14 protein-coding genes are annotated in these 16,352 nt (G+C 69.4%); 8 read left to right on the plus strand and 6 right to left on the minus strand.

The window, feature by feature from the left end; translation table 11 throughout:
• The first annotated feature begins 3 nt into the window (after nt 1-3).
• The 5 genes from QZ500_RS13880 (at nt 4) to QZ500_RS13900 (ending at nt 4,804) form a co-directional block, all read left to right on the plus strand.
• Entirely contained in the window at nt 4-864 is an 861-nt protein-coding gene (locus tag QZ500_RS13880; protein ID WP_295855992.1) for a cell division protein FtsQ/DivIB, read from the plus strand.
• 49 nt (nt 865-913) lie between these two features.
• Nucleotides 914-2,143: a cell division protein FtsA gene (gene ftsA, locus QZ500_RS13885; protein ID WP_295855993.1), complete on the plus strand. Its 1,230-nt coding sequence runs from the start codon at nt 914-916 to the stop codon at nt 2,141-2,143.
• A 176-nt stretch (nt 2,144-2,319) separates the two neighbouring features.
• On the plus strand, nt 2,320-3,534 hold the full coding sequence (ftsZ, locus tag QZ500_RS13890) for a cell division protein FtsZ (RefSeq protein WP_295855994.1): 1,215 nt from the start codon (nt 2,320-2,322) through the stop codon (nt 3,532-3,534).
• Nucleotides 3,535-3,682: 148 nt separating this feature from the next.
• A complete protein-coding gene (lpxC, locus tag QZ500_RS13895; protein WP_295855995.1) occupies nt 3,683-4,606 on the plus strand; it encodes a UDP-3-O-acyl-N-acetylglucosamine deacetylase in 924 nt (307 codons plus the stop codon).
• A 21-nt stretch (nt 4,607-4,627) separates the two neighbouring features.
• Nucleotides 4,628-4,804: a hypothetical protein gene (locus QZ500_RS13900; RefSeq protein WP_295855996.1), complete on the plus strand. Its 177-nt coding sequence runs from the start codon at nt 4,628-4,630 to the stop codon at nt 4,802-4,804.
• A gap of 48 nt (nt 4,805-4,852) precedes the next feature.
• Here the strand turns inward: QZ500_RS13900 and QZ500_RS13905 are convergent, their stop codons facing one another.
• The 3 genes from QZ500_RS13905 to QZ500_RS13915 all read right to left on the minus strand — a co-directional run bounded on the left by QZ500_RS13905 (nt 4,853) and on the right by QZ500_RS13915 (nt 9,177).
• The gene (locus tag QZ500_RS13905; RefSeq protein WP_295855997.1) at nt 4,853-5,959 is read right to left on the minus strand and encodes a porin; all 1,107 of its coding nucleotides are present in this window, start codon (nt 5,957-5,959) and stop codon (nt 4,853-4,855) included.
• Between the two features lie 128 nt (nt 5,960-6,087).
• Nucleotides 6,088-6,636, minus strand: a complete 549-nt coding sequence (gene ruvC / locus QZ500_RS13910; RefSeq protein ID WP_295855998.1) for a crossover junction endodeoxyribonuclease RuvC — start codon at nt 6,634-6,636, stop codon at nt 6,088-6,090.
• An 84-nt stretch (nt 6,637-6,720) separates the two neighbouring features.
• Complete coding sequence (locus QZ500_RS13915) at nt 6,721-9,177, minus strand: PAS domain-containing protein (protein WP_295855999.1); 2,457 nt, start codon at nt 9,175-9,177, stop codon at nt 6,721-6,723.
• 89 nt (nt 9,178-9,266) lie between these two features.
• On the opposite strand from QZ500_RS13915, the gene greB reads away from it, so the two are divergent.
• Nucleotides 9,267-9,836 (plus strand): transcription elongation factor GreB, encoded by a 570-nt coding sequence (greB, locus tag QZ500_RS13920; RefSeq protein ID WP_295856000.1) that lies wholly within the window; start codon nt 9,267-9,269, stop codon nt 9,834-9,836.
• Here greB and QZ500_RS13925 read toward each other — a convergent pair.
• The 3 genes from QZ500_RS13925 to gmk all read right to left on the minus strand — a co-directional run bounded on the left by QZ500_RS13925 (nt 9,812) and on the right by gmk (nt 13,062).
• Entirely contained in the window at nt 9,812-12,088 is a 2,277-nt protein-coding gene (locus tag QZ500_RS13925; RefSeq protein WP_295856001.1) for a bifunctional (p)ppGpp synthetase/guanosine-3',5'-bis(diphosphate) 3'-pyrophosphohydrolase, read from the minus strand. The genes greB and QZ500_RS13925 overlap by 25 nt on opposite strands.
• A 110-nt stretch (nt 12,089-12,198) precedes the next feature.
• On the minus strand, nt 12,199-12,399 hold the full coding sequence (gene rpoZ, locus QZ500_RS13930) for a DNA-directed RNA polymerase subunit omega (protein WP_295856002.1): 201 nt from the start codon (nt 12,397-12,399) through the stop codon (nt 12,199-12,201).
• A gap of 39 nt (nt 12,400-12,438) precedes the next feature.
• Nucleotides 12,439-13,062 carry a guanylate kinase gene (gene gmk / locus QZ500_RS13935; RefSeq protein ID WP_295856003.1) on the minus strand — a complete coding sequence of 208 codons (624 nt, stop codon included), beginning with the start codon at nt 13,060-13,062 and terminating at the stop codon, nt 12,439-12,441.
• A gap of 152 nt (nt 13,063-13,214) precedes the next feature.
• Between gmk and QZ500_RS13940 the strand changes: the two genes are divergently transcribed.
• Both QZ500_RS13940 and QZ500_RS13945 read left to right on the plus strand, forming a co-directional pair.
• The gene (locus QZ500_RS13940) at nt 13,215-15,575 is read left to right on the plus strand and encodes a bifunctional salicylyl-CoA 5-hydroxylase/oxidoreductase (protein WP_295856004.1); all 2,361 of its coding nucleotides are present in this window, start codon (nt 13,215-13,217) and stop codon (nt 15,573-15,575) included.
• Nucleotides 15,575-16,351 (plus strand): SDR family NAD(P)-dependent oxidoreductase, encoded by a 777-nt coding sequence (locus tag QZ500_RS13945; RefSeq protein ID WP_295856005.1) that lies wholly within the window; start codon nt 15,575-15,577, stop codon nt 16,349-16,351. The genes QZ500_RS13940 and QZ500_RS13945 overlap by 1 nt, the downstream gene beginning before the upstream one ends.
• The last annotated feature ends 1 nt before the right edge of the window (nt 16,352 follow it).

Below are 16,352 nucleotides of genomic sequence, written 5' to 3' on the forward strand. Positions count from 1 at the left end.
GCGATGGCCGATACGCTGCCCCAGCCGTTCGACGTACGCCTGATGAACGTGACCGCCGCGGTCCTGTTCGTCGGCTGCGCCGGCCTGCTGCTGGCCGCGGGCGGCTGGTGGGTGCTGCGGCATCCGGCGTTCGCTATCGGCAGCATCACCGTCGACGGCAGGCTCGCCCACCACAACGCCGTCACGCTGCGCGCCAACGTGGCGCACAAGCTGGCGGGCAACTTCTTCACCGTCGACCTGCCGGCCACCCGGGCGGCCTTCGAATCGGTGCCGTGGATCCGCCGTGCCACCGTACAGCGCGAATTCCCCAACCGGCTGCATGTGCGTCTCGAGGAACACGAACCGGTGGCGCTGTGGGGCCCCGAGAGCGGCTCCGCGATGCTCAACACCCATGCCGAGGTGTTCGAGGCCAACGTGGCGGAGGTCGAGGGCGACGACCTGCCGCGCCTCTCGGGCCCCGACGGCCATGCGCCCGAAGTGCTCGCGATGTACCGGACCCTGTCGCCGGCCTTCGAGCCGCTCGACGTGTCGATCGAGGCGCTGTCGCAGTCCGGCCGCGGCAGCTGGCGCGCCACGCTCGATACCGGCGCCGAGATCGACTTCGGCAGCGGCACGCCGCAGGAACTGCTGCAGCGCACCCGACGCTTCGTCAGCACGCTGACCGCCGTCACCGCCAAGTACGGCCGCCGCGCCGAGGCGCTGGAATCGGCCGACCTGCGCCACGCCGACGGCTATGCGCTGCGGCTGCGCGGCGTCTCGGTCATGACGCCCGAAGCCGCTGCCGCCGCCCAGCGCGCGGCCGAAGCCAAGGCCAAGGCGCGGGCGGCCCGCGCCGCGGCGCCCGCCACTCCGAAAAACAGGTGAGGACCGCCATGACCGCACCGCACACAACGAGCCCTGAGGGTTGAGAGCAATGTCGAAAGAGTACAAGGACCTGGTCGTCGGACTGGACATCGGCACCGCCAAGGTGAGGGCGGTGGTGGCCGAGGTGCTACCGGGCGGCGAACTCAAGCTCGCCGGCCTGGGCGTGGCGCCGAGCAACGGCCTGAAGCGCGGCGTGGTGGTCAACATCGACGCCACGGTGCAGTCGATCCAGCAGGCCCTGAAGGAGGCCGAGCTGATGGCCGACTGCAAGATCACCCGGGTCTACACGGGCATCACCGGCAGCCACATCCGCGGGCTCAACTCGAGCGGCATGGTGGCGATCAAGGACAAGGAAGTCACGCCGGCCGACGTGGCGCGGGTGGTGGAGACCGCCAAGGCGATCAACATCTCGACCGACCAGCGGCTGCTGCTGGTCGAGCCGCAGGAATTCGTGATCGACGGCCAGGACGTGCGCGAGCCGATCGGCATGAGCGGCATCCGGCTGGAAGCCAAGGTGCACATCGTCACCGGTGCGCAGAGCGCGGCCGAGAACATCATCAAGTGCGTGCGCCGCTGCGGCCTCGACGTCGATCAGCTGATGCTCAATCCGCTCGCCTCCAGCCAGGCGGTGCTGACCGACGACGAGCGCGAGCTGGGCGTGGCGGTGGTCGACATCGGCGCCGGCACCACCGACGTGGCGATCTTCACCAACGGCGCGATCCGCCATACCGCGGTGATCCCGATCGCCGGCGACCTGATCACCAGCGACATCGCGATGGCGCTGCGCACCCCCACCAAGGACGCTGAGGACATCAAGGTCGAAGCCGGCTACGCCAAGCAGCTGCTGGCCGACCCCGAGGCGCAGGTCGAGGTCCCCGGCCTCGGCGACCGCGGCCCGCGCATGCTGAGCAAGCAGGCGCTGGCCGGCGTGATCGAGCCGCGCATCGAGGAGATCTTCTCCCTCGTGCAGCAGGTCATCCGCGATTCCGGCTACGAGGAGATGCTGTCGTCCGGCATCGTGCTGACCGGCGGCAGCGCGGTCATGCCCGGCATGGTCGAGCTCGGCGAGGACATCTTCCTCAAGCCGGTGCGCCGCGGCCTGCCCAAGTACCGCAGCGCGCTGGCCGACATGGTCAGCCAGCCGCGCGCAGCCACCGTGATGGGCCTGATGGAAGAGGCCCGGCTCGCACGCATGCGCGGCTTCAAGGTCGCGCAGAAGCACGGTTCCGTGAAGACGGCCTTCGGCCGCTTCAAGGATTTCATCGTCGGGAATTTTTGACGCCGTTGCCATGAGTTACCCGCTCGTTTCCGGCTGCGCGCGCGACAATGCCTGTTCGATGCGACGATGGCGATGGCGGCCCACCGGGCCGCCGTGGCCGCCCTGGTCCTTCAGCTCCCCCTGATCGTTCACACCCCCTTTTTTGTTTTCAGCCGTCCAGATTCCAGGAGTTCCCCATGTCCATCGAAATGATCGAAGTCGAAGAGTTCAACCAGGGCACGCAGATCAAGGTGATCGGTGTCGGCGGCGGCGGCGGCAATGCCGTCGAGCACATGATCCAGCGCGCCGTGCAGGGCGTGGAATTCGTGTGCGCCAACACCGACGCGCAGGCCCTGGGCCGCAGCGCCGCGCACCGCACCATCCAGCTCGGCCAGAGCGGCCTGGGTGCCGGCGGCAAGCCCGACAAGGGCCGCGAGGCGGCCGAGGCGGCGGTGGACGACATCCGCTCGGCGATCGAAGGCGCGCACATGCTGTTCATCACCGCCGGCATGGGCGGCGGCACCGGCACCGGCGCCGCGCCGGTGATCGCACGCGTGGCCAAGGAGATGGGCATCCTGACCGTCGGCGTGGTCACCAAGCCGTTCGAGTTCGAAGGCGGCCGCCGCATCCAGCATGCCGACGCCGGCCTGTCGGAACTGGAAACGAACGTCGATTCGCTGATCGTGGTGCTCAACGAGAAGCTGCTGGAAGTGCTGGGCGACGACGTAACCCAGGACGAAGCCTTCGCCCACGCCAACGACGTGCTGAAGAACGCGGTCGGCGGCATCGCCGAAATCATCAACGTGCCGGGCCATGTGAACGTCGACTTCGAGGACGTGCGCACCGTGATGGGCGAGCCGGGCCGGGCCATGATGGGCACCGCTGTCTCGGAAGGTCCGGACCGTGCGCGCATCGCGGCCGAGCAGGCCGTCGCCTGCCCGCTGCTCGAAGGCATCGACCTGTCGGGCGCCAAGGGCGTACTGGTGCTGATCACCGCCGCCAAGGGCAGCCTGAAGCTGGCCGAATCCAAGCTGGCGATGAACACCATCCGCGCCTATGCCTCGCCCGACGCGCAGGTGATCTACGGCACCGCGTACGACGACAGCCTGGGCGAGCAGATCCGGGTGACCGTGGTCGCCACCGGCCTCTCGCGCCAGAGCCAGCAGCGCCGCACCGCGCCGCCGCTGCAGGTGCTGCGCACCGGCACCCACGACGTGCCTTTCAACCTGCCGGTCGGCACCGCAGGCGGCGCGCTCGCCGGCGGCGCCGCGGCGCAGGACTACGGCAACATGGCCGTGCCGAGCGTCTGGCGCACCAATCGCGCCCAGGCCTCGGCGCGCGTCGATGCGCTGGCGTCGGGCGGCATGGACGACCTGGAGATCCCGGCCTTCCTGCGCAAGCAGGCGGACTGACCCGCACGGTCGATCTCGGCGACGCCAACGGCCTCTTCGGAGGCCGTTTTCCATGGCGCCGGCAACGGGCGTCCTTTACCGGTCGCCGCTATCCCGGCGATAAATCCGTGCACGCCCGTGGCGAAAGGCGTCTCCCTAGAATCCCCGCATGCTCCAGCAACGTACCTTGAAGACGCTGACCCGCGCGGTCGGCGTCGGCCTGCACAGTGGCCAGCGGGTCGAACTGACGCTGCGGCCCGCGCCGCCCGATACCGGCATCGTGTTCCGCCGGGTGGACCTGCCGGAGCCGGTGGACATCCCGGTCTCGACGCGGGCGGTGACCGACACGCGGCTGGCCTCGACCCTCTCGACCGGCAACGCCAAGGTGTTCACCGTCGAGCACCTGATGTCGGCCTGCGCCGGCCTGGGGCTCGACAACCTGTATGTCGACATCACCGCCGAAGAGGTGCCGATCCTCGACGGCTCGTCCTCGTCGTTCGTGTTCCTGCTGCAGAGCGCAGGCATCGTGGTGCAGAACGCGCCCAAGCGGTTCATCCGGGTGCTGCGGCCGGTGGAGGTGCGCGAAGGCCAGGGCGCGTCCACCAAGTGGGCGCGGCTCGACCCGTACCACGGCTACAAGCTGAGCTTCGAGATCGACTTCGACCATCCGGCGGTGGACTCCACCGGCCAGCGGGTGGAATTCGACATGGGCGCCGGCAACTACATCCGCGATATCGCGCGCGCCCGGACCTTCGGCTTCACCCGCGACGTGGAGATGATGCGCTCCAGCGGACTCGCGCTCGGCGGCGGGCTCGACAACGCGATCGTCCTGGACGACTACAAGGTGCTCAATACCGGCGGCCTGCGCTACGACGACGAGTTCGTGAAGCACAAGATCCTGGATGCGATCGGCGACCTGTACTGCGTCGGCCGGCCGCTGCTGGCCGCCTACAGTGCCTTCCGCTCCGGCCACGGCATGAACAACCAGCTGCTGCGCGCGCTGCTGGCCGACGAGGCGAACTACGAGATCGCCACCTTCTCCGACGAGCGCCAGGCGCCGCGCGGCTTCGCGCAGATCGCCCGGGCCTGGTAGGCACCGGACGGACCGACCGCCATGCTGCTGTTCCGCTGGGCCGTGATGTTCCTGCTGCTCGGCTCGGCCGTGTGCTTCGCCTTTTTCATCGGCACCGGCGACCACCGCTGGCGGCGGCGCGGGCTGATCATCCTGAAATGGACGGTGATCGCCGCGCTCGCCTTCTTCGGCGTGCTGGTGCTGGAACGGCTGGCGTAGCGCGGCGCCGGCACCGGCCGCCGCGACGGGTGCCCGCTCCGACCCGCGTCAGAACCGGTGACGCACCCCGACCGTATAGCCGTTGCGCGACTTGGCGCCGTTGGCCGCGCCGTTCGCACCGTTCAGGCTGACGTCGCCGCTCAGGCGGGTGGCGTCGGCCTCGATATACACGTCGGTTCGCTTGGAGAACGCATAGTCCGCCGCCGCGGTCAGGAAGCGGGCACGGCCGTCGGCGTTCGAGGTCGGGCCGGACTGCCGCGCGTAGAAGTAGTGGGCGCCCAGGTTGAGCTGGGGCGTGACCTGGTAGCCGACGCCCAGCTTGGCGATCTCGCGCTTGTCGGCCGCGAGGAAGGCCGGACCGCCGAAGCCGCCGTTCATGCCGCCGCCCCAGAAGGCCGACAGCACCGCGCGGTCGGTGGCGGTCAGGCCTGCATCGACCTTGTTCTGGCCGTAGCCGGTGTTGAAGTACCAGGGGCCGACACGGTAGGAACCGCCGAGCGTCCAAGCCTCGATCTTGCGGCCCGAGCCGAACTGGTAGTTCTGGTAGCCGACGCCGGCGGCGATCGGTCCCTGGGCATAGCGCAGGTAGCCGCCCCGGGTCATACCGCCGGTCGGGCTCCGCTCGGCGGCCGAGGCCTGCAGCGCACCGCGGAACGGGCCGACTTCGATCAGGTACTTCGCCATGTTGTCGGCGCGTGCGCCGAGGGCGAAGCCGATCTCGGGCTTGTAGGCGTCGAAGTAGGGGGAGTAGGGATAGGACGCGTAGGTGCTGGTCACCAGGTCGAACAGCACGTTGTACTGCCGGCCGAGGGTGATGCGGCCGAAACTGGCGCTCTGCAGACCAACCCACGACTGCTGGAAATAGGGTGTCGTCGGCAGGCCGGTGTCGGCGCCGAAACGGTTCTCCAGGTTGGCCAGCGCCTTCAGGCCGCCGCCCATGTCCTCGGTCACGTTGATGCCCCAGCGGCTCTGCGACATGCCGCCGCCCATGAGTTGGGTGACGGTGCCGCGGTTGGACCCGGCCGACCCTTCGTTGTTGGTGTGGCGCACCGCCGCGTCGACGATGCCGTAGATCTGCACGCTGGACTGGGCGAAGGCCGGTGCGGCGGCCGACAGGCCGAGGACGCCGGTGGCCAAGACCGTCTTGATCTGCATGATTTGTCGCTTTCTGTGTGAATCGGTATCCAACTTTCGCGCGCCGTGTGGTGCGACGCTTCCGCGATTTCCCTAGATCGCTGTCGCACAGTCGACAGCAAGAGCCGATTCCGCAGGCGTGTCTGCCGCTAGTAACTGCGCCCGTTCCGGTACATCGCGTGCTGTCGGCGTTGTAACGGCGCAACTTCTTCCAGCCGCGCCATCGCCTGGCCCGCATGGGCGTGCACCACCGCGAGGCCGAGCGCATCGGCGGCGTCCGGCCCCGGGAGGGCCGGCAACTGCAGCAGCCGGCGCACCATCTCCTGCACCTGCGCCTTGGCGGCGCGGCCGTGGCCGACGACGGCCTTCTTCATCTGCAGGGCGGTGTACTCGGCCACAGGAAGGTCGCGCGACACCAGGGCGGTGATGCAGGCCCCGCGTGCCTGTCCGAGCAGCAGGGTGGACTGCGGGTTGACGTTGACGAACACGATCTCCACCGCCGAGCTGTCGGGCTGGTAGCGCTCGGCCACCTCGCGCACGCCGTCGTAGAGCACCTTGATCCGGCCCGGCAGGTCGCCGAGCGGCAGGTGGGTGGTGCGGATCGTGCCGCTCGCGACATAGCGCAGGGCATGACCGTCGAGGTCGAGCACGCCGAAGCCGGTGGTCTGCAGACCGGGGTCGATACCGAGAATACGCATGCGAGGGGTTTGCTACTGAATCGATAGCGAACTGCGCAGGTGCAGCGGGCGCAAAGGGCGGATTTTGTCGAAAAAGATGTCGGCTCAGCCGGCCGACGGCCGCGCCATGATGCCGTTCACCTTGGCCACGAGCTGTTCCGCACCGAACGGCTTCACCAGCAGTTCCATCGCCTGCCCGAGGAAGCTGGCGCGCATCGTGGCCTGCTCGGCGTAGCCGGTCATCAGCACGATGCGAATGCCGGGCAGCCGTTCGCGGGCGTAGTCGGCGAGCTGCCGGCCGTTCGGGCCGGGCAGGCCCATGTCGGTCAACAGAAGGTCGAAGCGTAGCGCGCCCGACAGCAGCGTCATGCCCTCGCTGCCGTCGGCGGCCTCCATCACTTGGTAGCCCTGTTCCTGCAGCAGGTCGACCACCAGCTGCCGCACCACCGCATCGTCCTCGACCACCAGCACCGATTCGGGCCGCGAATCGGACGGCTCGGCGGCCGCGCCCAGCAGGGCGGCGTCGCGCACGATGGCCGCGAAGCCGGTGCTGCGCGGCAGGTAGAGCTTGACGGTGGTTCCCTCGCCGACGGTGCTGTCGATCGCCGTATAGCCGCCGGACTGGCGGGCGTAGCCGTAGATCATCGACAGGCCAAGGCCGGTGCCCTGGCCGATCGGCTTGGTGGTGAAGAACGGGTCGAAGGCCTTGGCGATCACGTCCTCGGTCATGCCGACGCCGGTGTCCTGCACCGCCACCCGCAGGTAGTCGCCGGGCTCCAGCCCGCGCACGCCGGCGACCGCCTTGTCGGTCAGCGTCAAGTTCTCGGCGACCACGGTCAGCGTGCCGCCGTCGGGCATGGCGTCGCGGGCGTTGATCGCGAGGTTGAGGATCGCGTTGTGGAACTGGGGCAGGTCGGTGATGGCCGGCCACAACGCCGGCTGCAGCTCGAAGCGCAGTGCGATGTTCTCGCCGACCGTGCTGCGCAGCATGCCTTCGAGCTCCAGCAGCGCCTCGGCGATGTCCACCGCCTTGGAGTCGAGCGGCTGGCGCCGCGAGAAGGCGAGCAGCCGCTGCGTCAGGCTGGCGGCGCGCTGCGCGGAGGACAGGCCGGCCGCCGCATAACGCTCCACCCCGTCGAGTTCGCCGGCCTGCGCGCGGCGCTGGATCAGCTGCAGCGGCACGACGATGCCCTGCAGCATGTTGTTGAAATCGTGCGCGATGCCGCCGGTCAGCTGGCCGATCGCTTCCATCTTCTGCGACTGGCGCAGCTGCTCCTCGGTCTGTGCCAGGGCCTCCGCGCGCTCCCGCTCGGCGGTCACGTCGCGGCCCACCGCGTAGAGGCGGCCGGTCTCGTGCTCGTGCGTCGCCACCCAGGCGATCGCGCGATAGCGGCCGTCGGCATGGCGCATCCGGACGGTGAAGGCGATGGACGTGTCGCCCTCGGCGCTGCCGAGCGCCGTCGCGGCTTCGGCGACGTCGTCGGCGTAGAGCAGGGCGGACAGGGCGCCGCCGGCAAGCGTCTTTTCCGCATGTCCGAGGACCTGCGTCCAGGCCGGGTTCAGCGCCTCTAGCCGGCCCGCGCCGTCGATGATCGCCTTCAGGTAGGGCGAGCTGCGCCACCAGCGCGCCAGTTCGCGGCTGCGCTCTTCCACCCGCGCTTCGAGGGTGTCGGCCAGCTCCTGCAGCCGCTGCCGTGCCAGGTGCTCGGCGGTGACGTCGTTGCCTTCGACGAAGATGCCGTCCATCTCGCCCGCGGCATTGCGCACCGGCTGGTAGAGGAAGTTCAGGTAGTGCAGCCGCTCTGCAGTGCCGGGCAGGGCGATGCGGACCGGTACGCCGGCGCCGACGTACGGCACGCCGGTCCGGTAGACCTGGTCGAGCAGTTCGACGAAACGCTGGTCGACCAGCTCCGGCAGCATCTCGCGGATCGTGCGGCCGGTCGGGTCGCGCTGGCGCATCAGGCGCCGGCAGGCGGCGTTGGCCATCTCCACCCGGTGGTCCGGGCCGCGCAGGAAGGCGATGAAGCTGGGCGCCTGCTCGAAGAGTTCCTGCAGGCGGCCGAATTCCGCCGACCGCGCCTGGCGGGCGTGCACCTCGTGGGTGGTTTCGCGGCAGGCGCAGAACACGCCGGCGACGACGCCTTGTTCGTCGCGCACCGGCGTGTACGACAGGGCGAAATGCGCCCGCTCCGGGTAGCCGTTGCGCAGCACGGTGTAGGCGGCGTCTTCCTGGTGAATACCTTCGCCGTCGAGGACGCGGCGCAGGACCGGTACCAGTTCCGGCCAGACCTCGGGCCAGACATCCCGGAACGGCCGGCCGAGTGCCGCCGGATGCCGCTGGCCCAGGATGCGTGCGTAGCCGTCGTTGTAGAGCAGCGTGCATTCCGCGCCCCAGATCAGCCGCATCGGCTGCTCCGCCCCCAGCATGATGCCGACCACCGTGCGCAGCGGATGCGGCCAGCTCATCGGGTCGCCGAGCGGCGTACTGCGCCAGTCCAGCGAGCGCATCTGTGCGCCGACCGCGCCGCCGCCGGCCAGGAAGTTCGCGTCGGATTCGGGCATGGGGTGGAGGGAGGGCACGGGGGACGGGAGGGGCGGCGGTCATTACATCATGCGATCCGACCGCCGGTGTTTCGTGCCACAGTGCGCCGATGAGCAAGGCCTTCACCCGCGAAACCGACGCGCCCGAGGACGACGACGGCCCCGAGGCCGGACTGCCGCCGCTGCCGGCCGGCAGCCGCAACTACATCACCCGCGCCGGCTACACCCGGCTGCGCGACGAACTGCTGCAGCTGATCGACGAGGAGCGGCCGCGCATCGTCGAGATCGTGCACTGGGCGGCCAGCAACGGCGACCGGTCGGAGAACGGCGACTACCTCTACGGCAAGAAGCGGCTGCGCGAGATCGACCGGCGCATCCGCTTCCTCACCAAACGGCTGGAGATCGCCGAGGTGACCGATCCGGCGGTCCACCACGGCAGCGACCAGGTGTTCTTCGGGGCGACGGTGGACTACGCGATGGACGACGGCGAGGAGCGCACCGTCACCATCCTGGGCATCGACGAGGCCGACACGCAGCGTGGCGAGGTGAGCTGGGTGTCGCCGGTCGCGCGGGCCCTGCTGAAGTCCCGCGAGGGCGACACGGTGCGGTTGATGACGCCGGCCGGCTGGCGCGACATCGAGGTGCAGGCGGTACGCTACCCTGCGGCGGCGCCGGCCTGAGGCGCCGGGCGGATCCGGCGGGTCCGCAGCACCTGCGGCGTGCGCGCCAGGTTGCGCAGGGCGGCTTCCAGGTGCGCCGCATCGCGCACCTCGATCACGAAGCGCAGGTCGGTCGTGTCCAGCCCCGCTTCCTCGCCCATATCCACATGGGTGATATCGACCTCGGCCCGGGCCAGTTCGGCCGACACCCGGGCGAGCACGCCCTTGCGGTTGGTGACGGTGACGACGATGCCGGTCTCGAACAGCCGGACCGGCTCGTCGGCCCATGCCACCGCGATGAAACGCTCGCTGTCCTTGTACTGCAGCCGCGCGGCGACGGCGCAGTCGGCGGTGTGGACCGTCAGGCCCTCGCCACGGCCCAGATAGCCCAGGATCGCATCGCCCGGCACCGGCCGGCAGCACTTGGCGTACTGCACCGAAGCCCCTTCGCTGCCGTCGAGCGTGACCGCCCCCTGCGACACCTTCTCGTGCGAGGAGTAGCGCTCGCGGGTCAGCAGCAGCGCGTCGGGCCGTGCGCCGCCGCCTTCGGTCATCAGCACCACCAGCCGCTTGGCGACGATGCTCGCGATGCGCTTGCCGAGGCCGATGTCGGTCAGCAGCTCGGCACGGTCGCGGCTGCCGGTGAAACGCAGCAGCTTGTCCCAGGTCGGCTGCTGCGCCGGCGACTCGTCCGGCAGCGCCTCGATGCCTTCGGCACGCAGGGCCTGGGTCAGCAGCTTCTCGCCGAGCGTGCGGGACTCGTCCTGCTCCAGCGTCTTCAGGTAGTGGCGTATCTTCGAGCGTGCCCGGCCGGTGCGCACGAAGCCTAGCCAGGCCGGGTTGGGCGTGGACACCGGCGCGGTGATCACCTCGATCACGTCGCCGTTCTTCAGCTCGGTGCGCAGCGGCACCTGCTCGCCGTTGATCTTGGCCGCGACGGTGCGGTCGCCCACGTTGGTATGGATCGCATAGGCGAAGTCCACGACCGTGGCACCGCGCGGAAGCGCCATGATCTGGCTCTTGGGCGTGAAGACGTAGACCGCGTCGGGAAACAGGTCGACCTTGACGTGGTCCCAGAACTCGGCGGCGTCACGGGTCTCGTGCTGGATGTCGAGCAGCGACTGCAGCCAGCGGCTGTCGAGCCGCTCCGACGCCTCGGTCGGCTCGTCGCCCTTGTAGAGCCAGTGCGCCGCGACGCCCGACTCGGCCACCACGTGCATTTCCTCGGTCCGCATCTGGAACTCGATGTTGATGCCCGACGGACCGACCAGCGTGGTGTGCAGCGACTGGTAGCCGTTGACCTTGGCGATCGCGATGTGGTCCTTGAACTTGCCGGGCACCGGCTTGTACATCTGGTGCAGCAGGCCGAGCGCGGTGTAGCAGTCGGTCACGCCCGGCACGATGATGCGGAAGCCGTAGATGTCGGTCACCTGGGCGAAGCTCAGGTGCTTGTCGGTCATCTTGCGGTAGATGGAATAGAGCGTCTTCTCGCGTCCGGCGATGCGCATGCGCATGCCGGCAGCGGTGAAGACGGCGTCCACTTCCGCCTGCACCTTCTGCAGCAGGTCGCGGCGGCGGCTGCGGGCCTTGGCGACCGCCTTGGCCAGCGTGGCCTGGCGCCAGGGATGCAGGTAGCGGAAGGCGAGGTCCTGCAGTTCGCGGTAGGTCTGGTTCAGGCCGAGCCGGTGGGCGATCGGCGCGTAGATCTCGAGCGTCTCGGAGGCGATGCGGCCCCACTTGGCGCGGGGCATGTCGCCCATGGTGCGCATGTTGTGGGTGCGGTCGGCGAGCTTCACCAGAATCACCCGCACGTCGCGCGCCATCGCGAGCAGCATCTTACGAAAGGACTCGGCCTGGTTCTCCTCGCGGGTGTTGAACTGCAGCTTGTCGAGCTTGGTCAGCCCGTCCACCAGTTCCGCCACCGGCGCGCCGAAACGCTCGATCAGCTCCGGCTTGGTGACGCCGCAGTCCTCCATCGCGTCGTGCAGCAGCGCCGCCATCAGTGCTTGGGCGTCGAGCTTCCAGGTGGCGCACTGGGCGGCCACCGCGATCGGATGGGTGATGTAGGGCTCGCCGCTGTTGCGCAGCTGGCCGAGGTGCGCCGCGTCGGCGAACCGGTAGGCCTGGCGGACCTGCTCGATGCCCTCGGGCCCCAGGTAGTCGAGGCTGGCGGTCAGGGTCGCGAAGCTGGCGGCGGCCGCATTCGCCGCGGCAGCGGCCGAGGCGGGGGGTTTGGAGCCGGCAGGGGTGGTCGTGTGCAGCGCCGCGGTCATTCGTCAAATGTAGCGCGGGGTACAAGACCGTATTGCATCCGCGTTTAACGGGAACGGAAACAAAAAAGGCACCGCGTTGCGGTGCCTGGCGGCGGGGCGATCGACGCGCGTCAGGGCACGCGCTTGAGCATCTCGATACCGACCTTGCCGTCGGCGATCTCGCGCAGGGCGGTCACGCCCGGCTTGTTCTTGCTCTCGATCTTCGGCGCATGGCCCTGGCTCAGCATGCGCGCCCGGTAGGTCGCGGCGAGGACGAGTTGGAACCGGTTGGGGATCTGCGTCAGGCAGTCTTCGACGGTGATGCGGGCCATGGGATATCTCCAGGAGAAAAAGGGGCGGCTGCCGGACGGCTAGGGAGCGATGCCGAGCGACTGGAAGGTGTCGGCCCGGGAGCGGCGCTGGGCGGCGAACTTGAGGCGCTGGGCGTGAACCACGGCTTTCAGGTCGAAGAGCGCGCGCTCGAATAACTCATTGATTATAACGAAGTCGAATTTGCAGGCCTGGGCCATCTCCTCGGCCGCGTTCTGCAGGCGCAGCTCGATGATGTCGGGCGCATCCTCGCCGCGGCGCTCCAGCCGGGAGCGGAGTTCCTCCCAGCTCGGCGGCAGGATGAAGATCAGCACCGCGTTGGCAAAGGCCTGCTTGATCTGCACCGCGCCCTGGAAATCGATCTCCAGGATCACGTCGGCGCCCTGGGCGATCCGGTCCTCGATCGCGCGCTTGGAGGTGCCGTAGCGTTGGCCGTGGACATGCGCCCATTCGACGAAGGCGTCGTTAGCCACCATCATGTCGAATTCGCCGTGCGAGACGAAGAAGTATTCCCGGCCGTGATGTTCCTGGCCGCGCGGCGGCCGGGTGGTGTGCGAGATCGACAGCTGCACACCCGCATCCAGCTCCATCAGCGCCTTCACGAGGCTCGATTTGCCGGCCCCGCTGGGCGCGGCCACGACGAAGAGGTTTCCGGGATAGTCCATGGTGCAGGCCGGGCGGGGGAGGGTGGGAACGAGGCGGGAGAAAGGGCCCGTATTTTGCACGCACGTCCCGGGCGCCTCTTCGCCAATTTAGTTGACAACTAAACTATTGACGCATAGATTGGCTGCATCTTGGCGCCCGAGGGCTGTTCACCATGAAGATCGTCTGCATCGGCGGAGGCCCCGCCGGCCTGTATTTCGCGCTGCTCATGAAGCTGCAGAACCCGGCGCACGAGATCCGGGTGGTGGAGCGCAACCGGCCCTACGACACCTTCGGCTGGGGCGTGGTGTTCTCCGACCAGACGCTGGGCAACCTGCAGGCGGCCGACCCGGTTACGGCGGCGCAGATCCTTGACGCGTTCAACCACTGGGACGACATCGAGGTGCACATCGGCGGCCACCGGGTGCGCTCGGGCGGCCACGGCTTCTGCGGCATCGGGCGCAAACGGCTGCTCAACATTTTGCAGGCACGCTGCGAGCAACTCGGCGTGCATCTGGTCTTCGAGACCGATGTACAGGACGACACCGCCTATGCCGACGCCGACCTGATCATCGCCGCCGACGGCCTGAACAGCCGCATCCGCACCAAATACGCCGCCACCTACCAGCCCGACATCGACCTGCGCCTGTGCCGCTTCGTGTGGCTCGGCACGACGAAGCTGTTCGACGCCTTCACCTTCGCGTTCCAGAAGACCGAACACGGCTGGTTCCAGGCGCATGCCTACCGCTTCGACGACAAGACCTCCACCTTCATCGTCGAGGCGCCCGAGCACGTGTGGCGCGCCGTCGGCCTGGAGACGATGGAGAAGGAGGAGGCCATCGCCTTCTGCGAAAAGCTCTTCGCCGAGCAGCTCGACGGCCACCCGCTGATCTCCAACGCCGCCCACCTGCGCGGCTCGGCCCAGTGGATCCGCTTCCCGCGGGTGGTCTGCGGCCGCTGGGTGCACCACAACGGCCATGCGCCGGTGGTGCTGATGGGCGACGCGGCCCATACCGCGCATTTCTCGATCGGCTCGGGCACCAAGCTGGCGCTGGAGGATGCGATCGAGCTGGCCCGCTGCATCGGCCGCCAGCCGGGCGATCTGAGCGCCGCGTTGGCCGACTACGAGGCGGTGCGCAGCGTCGAGGTGCTGCGCATCCAGAACGCAGCGCGCAATTCGACCGAGTGGTTCGAGAACGTCGACCGCTATGCCAGCCTGCCGCCCGAGCAGTTCGCCTATTCGCTGCTGACCCGCAGCCAGCGCATCAGCCACGAGAACCTACGGCTGCGCGACAAGGGGTACGTCGAGCGCTACGAGGACTGGATCGCCGAACGCGCCGGCCTTCCGCGCGGCACCGCGACACGCGCCACGCCGCCGATGTTCACGCCCTTCACCCTGCGCGGCGTGACGCTGAAGAACCGCGTCGTCGTGTCTCCGATGGCGCAGTACTCCTGCGTCGACGGCCTGCCCGCCGACTACCACCTGATGCACCTGGGCGCCCGCGCCATGGGCGGTGCGGGCCTGGTCTTCGCCGAGATGACCTGCCCCTCGCCCGACGCCCGCATCACGCCCGGCTGCCCCGGCCTGTGGAACGAGGCGCAGCGCGACGGCTGGAAGCGCATCGTCGATTTCGCCCATGCCCACAGCACCGCGAAGATGGCGATCCAGCTCGGCCATGCCGGCGCCAAGGGCGCCACGCGGCTGGCCTGGGACGGCATCGACCAGCCGCTGCCCGAGGCCGACCGCTGGCGGCTGCTGTCGGCTTCGCCGCAGCAGTACCTCGACGGAGTGAGCGACTGGTCGCACGCCATGACCGCCGCGGACATGGACCGCGTCCTGCGCGACTTCGTGCAGTCCACCCGCTGGGCCGACGAGGCCGGCTTCGACTGGCTGGAATTCCACTGCGCGCACGGCTACCTGTTCAGCAGCTTCATCTCGCCGCTGACCAACCAGCGCACCGACGAGTACGGGGGATCGCTGGAAAACCGGCTGCGCTATCCGCTGGAGGTATTCACCGCGATGCGTGCCGCCTGGCCCGAACACAAGCCGATGTCGGTCCGGATCTCGGCGCACGACTGGGTCGCGGGCGGCATCACGCCCGACGACGCGGTGGAGATCGCGCGGGCCTTCAAGGCCGCCGGTGCCGACATGATCGACTGCTCGTCGGGCCAGGTCAGCAAGAAGGAGAAGCCGGTCTACGGCCGGATGTTCCAAACGCCGTTCTCCGACCGGGTGCGCAACGAGGCCGGCATTGCCACCATCGCGGTCGGCGCCATCTCGGAAGCCGACCATGTCAACAGCATCGTCGCGGCCGGCCGGGCCGACCTGTGCGCGGTGGCGCGGCCGCACTTGGCCAATCCGGCGTGGACGCTGAACGAGGCGGCGCGTATCGGGTATTTCGACGTGGCCTGGCCCAAGCAGTACCAGGCCGGCAAGGTGCAGCTGGAGCGCAACCTGGAGCGGGAGCGCGCCCAGGCCGCGCAGGCCTCGGCGATGACACCGGCGCAGCGAGCCCGCGAAGCGGAGGCCGGCTGATGGGGGCGTCGCTGCAGGGCCGCCACGCGGTCGTCACCGGCGCGGGACGGGGCATCGGCGCGGCGATCGCCGAGCGCCTAGCGGCCGAGGGCGCGGTGCTCACGCTGCTGGGCCGCAACCTCGACACGCTGCAGGCGCTGGCCGCGCGGCTGCCGGCGTCGGCTCGGGCGCTGCCGGTGGCCTGCGACATCACCTCGGACGCGAGCGTGACGGAGGCCTTCGCTGCGGCGCGGGCCGCGTCCGGACCGGTCGCGGTGCTCGTCAACAACGCCGGCCAGGCCGAGAGCGCGCCCTTCCACCGGATCGACGCCGACCACTGGCAGCGCATGCTGGAGGTGAACCTCACCGGCACCTTCCGCTGCATCCAGGCGGCGCTGCCGGACCTGCTCGCGGCCGGGGCGGGCCGCATCGTCAACGTCGCGAGCACCGCCGGGCTGCGCGGCTACGCCTATGTGGCGGCCTATGCCGCGGCAAAGCACGGCGTGGTCGGCCTGACCCGCTCGCTGGCGCTGGAACTGGCCGCCAAGGGCATCACCGTCAACGCGGTCTGCCCGGGCTACACCGACACCGACATCGTCCGCGACAGCGTGGCGCGCATCGTCGCCAAGACCGGCCGTAGCGCCGAGGCGGCGCAGGCCGAGTTCGTTCGCGGCAACCCGCAGCGCCGGCTGGTCGCGCCGGCCGAAGTGGCCGACACGGTCGCTTGGCTCTGCGGCGACGGCGCGGCGGCGGTCACCGGACAGGCGATCTCGGTCTCCGGCGGCGAGGTGATGTGAC

Source organism: uncultured Xylophilus sp. (genome assembly GCA_913776965.1).
Taxonomy (GTDB): Bacteria; Pseudomonadota; Gammaproteobacteria; order Burkholderiales; family Burkholderiaceae_C; genus Xylophilus.